Origin of the sequence: Streptomyces sp. IBSBF 3136, assembly GCF_036815105.1 — a bacterium.
Taxonomy (GTDB): domain Bacteria; phylum Actinomycetota; class Actinomycetes; order Streptomycetales; family Streptomycetaceae; genus Streptomyces.
On record NZ_JAJSZC010000339.1, the window covers coordinates 1 to 5954 of the forward strand.

Below are 5954 nucleotides of genomic sequence, written 5' to 3' on the forward strand. Positions count from 1 at the left end.
GGTCGAGGCCGGTGAGCTGCGCGATGCGCGGCGTGGGGCGGGGCCTTGCGGCGTCAGGCTCCGGTATCGCCCGCCCGTCCGGTGTCAGCCGGGATCGGTGCAGCCGAACAGGCCGGCGTGCCCGGGCGGCAGCTGGGTGAGGAGACGGCGCAACAGAGCGTCGTCGGCGGCCTTGGCGAGAGTGGGGAGCACGGCGTCGATCTCACGCCTGGCCTCGACGAGGTCGGTGTGGCTACGGGCGGCCACGGCCTCGACGAACGAGGCGGGAGTCAGCGGTTCGCTGGCCGGCCTGCCCGCCGTCAGCAAGACCTTGCACCCGTCGGGCAGCAGGGCGGCCAGGTCCGTGCGGTCGTCGCCCACCAAGTGGGCGCCGAGGACCTCGAGCACGTCCCGCACGGCTCTGGCTCCCTGTTGCGGTTCGTCGTAGCCCGCGCGTTCGGTGACCTGGGTGAGGAAGGTGCCCAGACTCCAGTCCATGACAGCTCCTAGTCGTCGGATCCAGCTTCTGTGGTGGCCCGTTCGGCCGCGCCCCGGGTGTGTGATGCGGTGGAAGAGGGCGTCATACGAGTACGGCGGCACGCACCAGGCGGTGCACGTCGGCGAGGCTGCCGCAGCGCGCCGCGAGCAGGTCGTCCCTCGTCCTGACGTAGCCGGCGCCGAGTTCCTCGCGGCACGGCCGACTCAGGCTCTCCCGCACGCGGTTGACGAGGGTGCGCTCCTCCTCGTCGGTGTGGCGGCCGGTGACGCCGGCCAGTTGCCGAATCCGCCACTCCCACTCGACGGAGTCGATCTCGCGCACCTGGAGGAGCGCGAAGAGTACCTTCACGGCCTCCTGGTGTGCGGCCTCGATGTGTTCGACGGTGTCGGCGTTGCCGAAGGAGGTGAGGACCGGGTGCACCGATTCCCGCTCGGCCTCGCCGTGGGCGATCATCAGGTGCGCGAAGTCCTGGAGCGCGCCCGGGCGGTCGGCCTCCGTGCTGCGCATCAGGCGGAGCAGTTCCTCCATCGTCCGGTGGTCCTCGAGGATCACCTCGACGACATCCTGGGTCGGTGTCATGGATGCGCCTCCCTACGTGAGTGGGTTTCACCTCCGCTACCCGGACCCTTGTGGCAAATTCCCACGTATGCCCCTTTTGCCTAGCTTCCCCAGGTCACAGGGGCGTCGCAGGAGCGGTGCATAGAGTGATCCAACGGGGGCACACGGTCCATCGGAGCACGCGCTTGCTCCGTTTCGACTGTGGTGCCGCCTTGGAGGCGTGCGCTCCGCGGGAATCGCGGGCCTGACATGTCGGCCCGCCGCACGAGAGGGGTTTCGCTGTGCTGCTGCCGGCGGAGAAGGAACTGCGCGCAGTGTTGGCCCGCTTCGCGGAGGCCCGCTTCCGGCATGACCTGCAGCCCACCGGCCGGTCGAGCCGGGACCTCGAGGAAGCCACCGCCCGGCTGTGCACCCTGACGGGCGCCGACTCGGTGGACCGAGCCCTCGCCGCCGCCGACCACCTCCTGGAACGGCTCCGGGCGGACCGCCGCGCAGGCATGAAGACGTCCCGGGTCCTGGCGGCCTGACCCGCGGGGCGGGCGCCGGTCAACGCGGCACAACCGAAAAGGCCTTGTAGGTGACGGCAATTCGCACCTGGATGACGATCCGGCCTCTCACCCCGCCGACCGGAAGCGGATCAGCGGCGCACCGACGCGCATCGCGGTGGGGTCCAGGACCAACGTGTGGGGCCGGAGCGCACCGGCCGCCTGGCCTGCCGCGAGACTACTCGCGCGGGCTGCTGATCCGGTCCGGTTCGATCACGTAGATGACGCGGACCTGGTCGCGGCCGCCGAACCACGGGTACGGGCCACCGAGATACCTCTGCGAGAGCGACTCGATGTGCTCGACCGCACCCTCCGTCCGTACCTCCACCACCCGGCCCCGGATCTGGACGTACAGCGCCGGCTCCGAGGGGTCCGCCACGGCCACCGCGATCCTGGGATCACGGGCGAGGTTCCTGGTCTTCTGATTGCCCTCGACGCTGTTGATCAGCACATGATGACCGTCGGTGTCCACCCACGTCTGCGTGACCTGGGGCGAACCGTCCGGCATGACGGTGGCGACATAGCAGGTGGCAGGGCGGCGCAGCAGCGCCACGAGATCCTCGCCGAGCAGGACGGGCACTGGCTATCCTCCGTTGCGCGATCACCGAATCGGGCTGCCACGGTAGCCCCCGGGCCGCAGTGGAGGAGGTGTGCCACTCCACGGAGGAAGCACCAGGCCGCTTGCCGACCGCCGGCATGATCCGAGAGCCGGCCTAGCCACGCCAACCGGTGGCCTCCCGTGTGAGTCGGATTCCAGCGGCAGCAGCCAGTACCAGGGCGGTTCGCGTGCCGGCCGCGACGGCGTGTTCGGTGGTGCTGGGCAGGCAGCGGTTCTCCTTGGGGACGAACTCCGTCATGATGACGCCGGCGTGATCGGTCGCGACCTCGTCGAGCGAGACCGGCCAGTTCTCCTGGTCCAGAGCAGAACGCAAATCGCGGGAGCGCTCGACGGCCACCACTGGATCGGCGGTGCCGTGGACCAGCCACACCGGTGTCGGCGGCACCCGGCTGCCACTTCGCCTGAGGTCATCGATGGGGACAATGCCGGTGCTCGGAGCCACCGTTGCGTACGCACCGGCGGTGCCCACGACAGCTCGCGGCCTCCAGTCGCCGAACGCGGCTGGATCGACGGCGCCTCCCACCGCGGCCTTGCCGCCCAGCGACCAACCGGCGAGCGCGATCCGCTCGGGATCACCGCCGAAGTCGCCCACGTGCTGCCGTGCGAAGTCCGCCGAGTCACACAGGTGCGCTCGTCCACCGTCCGCGGCGTCGGACCGCCAGTCAGGCACCAGGACGATGGCGCCAAGCTCCGCCGCGGCGCGGGCCACCGGCGCGAGGACGTCCCGTTGGTCAGGGCCCCGGCCGTGCCAGAGCAGCACGGCCGGTATCGGCTCCGAAGCGCCCGCGGGTCGGTACACATCCATCAGCTTGCCGTCGGCCCCGTACGTCAGTCCCGTCCTGACGACGACCTCCGCGGTCACGACCGGTCCCCCGACACGTGCGGCACGAACGATGTCACCCTGTCCACGCGGGCCCGCAGGACTGAGGCGTCGCCCCTTCCGGCGTAGGGTCCGCCGCGGGCGCGAGAGCTGTCACTCCGCGTCGAGTTGATGGTCGTCCCAGACGTAGCTCTCCGGCAGCAGGTCGGTGATCGGGACGGTTCGGACGCGGTCGCTTCGGCCGACGATGACCTTGAGGGTGGGGAAGTAGTCCAGGAGGACCTGGCGGCACCGGCCGCACGGGGGGACGACTCCGCGGTCGCGGTCCCCGACGGCGACCATGGTGTCCAGGTCGTAGGCGCCCTGGGCGGCCGCCGCGCCGATGACGACCAGTTCGGCGCAGGGGCCTCCGGTGAAGTGGTAGGCGTTGACCGCCGTGACGATCCGGCCGTCCGCGGCGCGGGCCGCGGCCGCCATGGTGTGGTTGTCGCCCCGGCAGTGTGTGCGGGCGATGTGGGCTGCGGCCTCGATGAGTTCGTGGTCGACGGAGTGTGTCTGCGTGGTCATCGTCTCTGCCTTCGTCAGGTGTCAGGTGACGTTGGCCCGTGCGCCGCGAGGTGCGCAAGCGAATATCGATGGCCGGTGGTGGGCCGCGGAGGCGGATCCGCGCTGTCCGGACCGCGCAGGCGCGCGCCGGGGGCGGCAGCAGGGGTGTGTCCCTGGTGCCGCCCCCGGTGCGGTGCGGGTGTGGGTGTGGGTGTCAGCTGACGTTGACCGCGGTCCAGGCCGCGGCGACCGTCTTCGCCTCGGTGCTGTCGGCGCCGTAGAGGTCCGCCGCCGCCTTGAGGGTGCCTTCGCGGGCCGACTTGTAGTTGGTCGTCGACGTGAAGTACGTGGTCAGCGCCTTGTACCAGATCTGCAGCGCCTTGTCGCGGCCGATCCCGGTGACCTTGGAGCCGTCCTGGGTGGGCGAGTCGTAGCTGACGCCGTTGATCGTCTTCGCGCCGCTGCCCTCGGCGAGCAGGTAGAAGAAGTGGTTCGCGACGCCGGAGGAGTAGTGCACGTCCTTGTTGCCGACGTCGGCGGACCAGGAGTCGGCGGAGCCGCCGTCCTTGCTGGGCTTGTCCATGTAGCGCAGCGGGGTGCCGTCGCCGTTGATGTCGATCTTCTCGCCGATGAGGTAGTCACCTGCGTCGGTGGAGTTGTTGGCGTAGAACTCGACGCCGGTGCCGAAGATGTCGGACGTGGCCTCGTTCAGGCCACCGGACTCCCCGGAGTACTCCAGGCCCGCGGTGTTGGAGGTGACACCGTGGCTCATCTCGTGGCCCGCGACGTCCAGCGAGGTCAGGGGGTCGGCGTCCTTGGTGCCGTCGCCGTAGGTCATGCAGAAGCAGCTGTCGTCCCAGAACGCGTTCACGTAGGCGTTGCCGTAGTGGACCCGGGAGTAGGCGCCGACACCGTCGTTCTTGATGCCGCTGCGGTTGAAGGTCTTCTTGTAGAAGTCCCACGTCTCCTGCGCGCCGTAGGCGGCGTCGGCCGCCGCGGTGGCCGCGTTGGAGACGTTGCCGTCGCCCCAGGTGTCGTTGTCCTGCGAGAACAGCGTGCCGGTGCCGTCGGACCCGTGGTCGAGGTTGTAGGTCTTGTGACCGCCGCGCGAGCCGTCCGTGAGGCTGTACGACGACCCGGACTGGGTGCTCGTCAGGTCCACCTTGCCGCTGTACCGGGTGTTGCCGACGCCGGTCTCGATGCCCTGGTACTGGAAGAGCTTCTTGCCGGTGGCCGCGTCGGTGATGACGTGCAGCTGGTTCGGGGTGCCGTCGTCCTGGAGGCCGCCGACGACCGTCTCGTAGGCGAGGACGGGCTTGCCCGAGCCGGCCCAGATCACCTTGCGCGCGCCGTCCGCGGAGGACTTGGCCGAGCCGAGGGTCTTCGCCGCGGACACCGCCTGCTTCTCCGCGTGGGCGGCGGAGATCCGCGGCGACAGCGAGGCCACCTTGATGGCCGAGCCGTTCGCCCGGGTGACGCCCTCGGCCCTGCCCGACTTCGCCGTGTGCACGATCAGGTCACCGCCGAGCACGGGAAGACCCGCGTAGGTGCGCTCGTAGCGGGTGTGGACGGTGCCGTCGGCGTCCTTCACGACGTCCTTGACGACCAGCTTCTCCTCGGCACCGAGACCTATTCGCCGCGCTGTGGTGGCGGCGCCGGCCCGCGCCTGCTGGATCAGCGTGCCGCGGGCGGCGGCCGACAGCGTGGCCGGGGCGGCCGACGGCTTCGTGGACGGGGAACCGGCCGGGATGTGCGCCGAGGCACTGGTGGTCAGACCGGTGGACAGGAGGGCTCCGGCCGCCACCGCGGTAGCGATGGCCAGAGTGGTGCGCTTGTGGCGCGGGTTGCGGAAGCTCACGAGAAGGGGCTCCTTGCTGTGGGGGGAACGCCGTCCGTTCCGGTGTGGGGCCGGTCGGAGCGGCTGGGGGGGAATGGGTCGTGCTCGTACAGCGGGGTGACCAGAGACTGACACCTATGTCATGCACATGTCACTACCCGCCGTGTCGGTCGAGAATCGGCCGACCGCTGTGAGCTGGGAAAACGGCACGCCGAGTGGCCGCACGCGCGTCCAGCGCGCGGTCGGCAACGGTCGGCTCCCGGTGAGCCGGTCGTGGGGTCTCAGCTCATGCGGGTGACGAGCGAGGGCGGACACCGATCGGGCGTGAAGTGGTCGCGGGCAGGCCGAACACGGCGTGGCGCATGAAGTCTCCGAATGCTGTGGGGGGTTGGAGATGTGCACACGAGAAAACCGCAGCCGTCGCGTCATCCGCTATGCGTGACGATCAAATACGACAACTCCCCCACGCGACCTTCACCCGGCGGCCATCGGCGCCACACACCGGCCGTGAGCGCAGCTCAGGCCCCCCTCCCCGGCCCCCTCCCCCACGT

7 protein-coding genes are annotated in these 5954 nt (G+C 70.2%); 1 reads left to right on the forward strand and 6 read right to left on the reverse strand.

All coding sequences use genetic code 11. From position 1 onward, the window contains the following. Positions 1–84: 84 nt before the first annotated feature. Both V7E45_RS38165 and V7E45_RS38170 read right to left on the reverse strand, forming a co-directional pair. Positions 85–477: a DUF2267 domain-containing protein gene (locus tag V7E45_RS38165; RefSeq protein ID WP_333778868.1), complete on the reverse strand. Its 393-nt coding sequence runs from the start codon at positions 475–477 to the stop codon at positions 85–87. Positions 478–559: 82 nt separating this feature from the next. Then, positions 560–1057, reverse strand: a complete 498-nt coding sequence (locus V7E45_RS38170; protein ID WP_333778869.1) for a hemerythrin domain-containing protein — start codon at positions 1055–1057, stop codon at positions 560–562. A 260-nt stretch (positions 1058–1317) separates the two neighbouring features. Between V7E45_RS38170 and V7E45_RS38175 the strand changes: the two genes are divergently transcribed. Further along, positions 1318–1563: a DUF5133 domain-containing protein gene (locus tag V7E45_RS38175; protein ID WP_333778870.1), complete on the forward strand. Its 246-nt coding sequence runs from the start codon at positions 1318–1320 to the stop codon at positions 1561–1563. Between the two features lie 196 nt (positions 1564–1759). On the opposite strand, the gene V7E45_RS38180 is transcribed toward V7E45_RS38175, so the two are convergent. The 4 genes from V7E45_RS38180 to V7E45_RS38195 form a co-directional block, all read right to left on the reverse strand. Further along, positions 1760–2161 (reverse strand): PPOX class F420-dependent oxidoreductase, encoded by a 402-nt coding sequence (locus V7E45_RS38180; protein WP_333778871.1) that lies wholly within the window; start codon positions 2159–2161, stop codon positions 1760–1762. Positions 2162–2294: 133 nt separating this feature from the next. Continuing rightward, entirely contained in the window at positions 2295–3062 is a 768-nt protein-coding gene (locus V7E45_RS38185) for an alpha/beta hydrolase (RefSeq protein WP_333778872.1), read from the reverse strand. A 111-nt stretch (positions 3063–3173) separates the two neighbouring features. Next, positions 3174–3587 (reverse strand): cytidine deaminase family protein, encoded by a 414-nt coding sequence (locus tag V7E45_RS38190; RefSeq protein WP_333778873.1) that lies wholly within the window; start codon positions 3585–3587, stop codon positions 3174–3176. Between the two features lie 193 nt (positions 3588–3780). Next, complete coding sequence (locus V7E45_RS38195; protein WP_333778874.1) at positions 3781–5424, reverse strand: M4 family metallopeptidase; 1644 nt, start codon at positions 5422–5424, stop codon at positions 3781–3783. Positions 5425–5954: the final 530 nt, after the last annotated feature.

Excerpts from the sequence above, each read along its gene's own strand:
- V7E45_RS38165 (WP_333778868.1), bottom strand. The coding sequence starts at position 477 with ATGGACTGGAGTCTGGGCACCTTCCTCACCCAGGTCACCGAACGCGCG.
- V7E45_RS38190 (WP_333778873.1), bottom strand. The coding sequence starts at position 3,587 with ATGACCACGCAGACACACTCCGTCGACCACGAACTCATCGAGGCCGCA.
- V7E45_RS38170 (WP_333778869.1), bottom strand. The coding sequence starts at position 1,057 with ATGACACCGACCCAGGATGTCGTCGAGGTGATCCTCGAGGACCACCGG.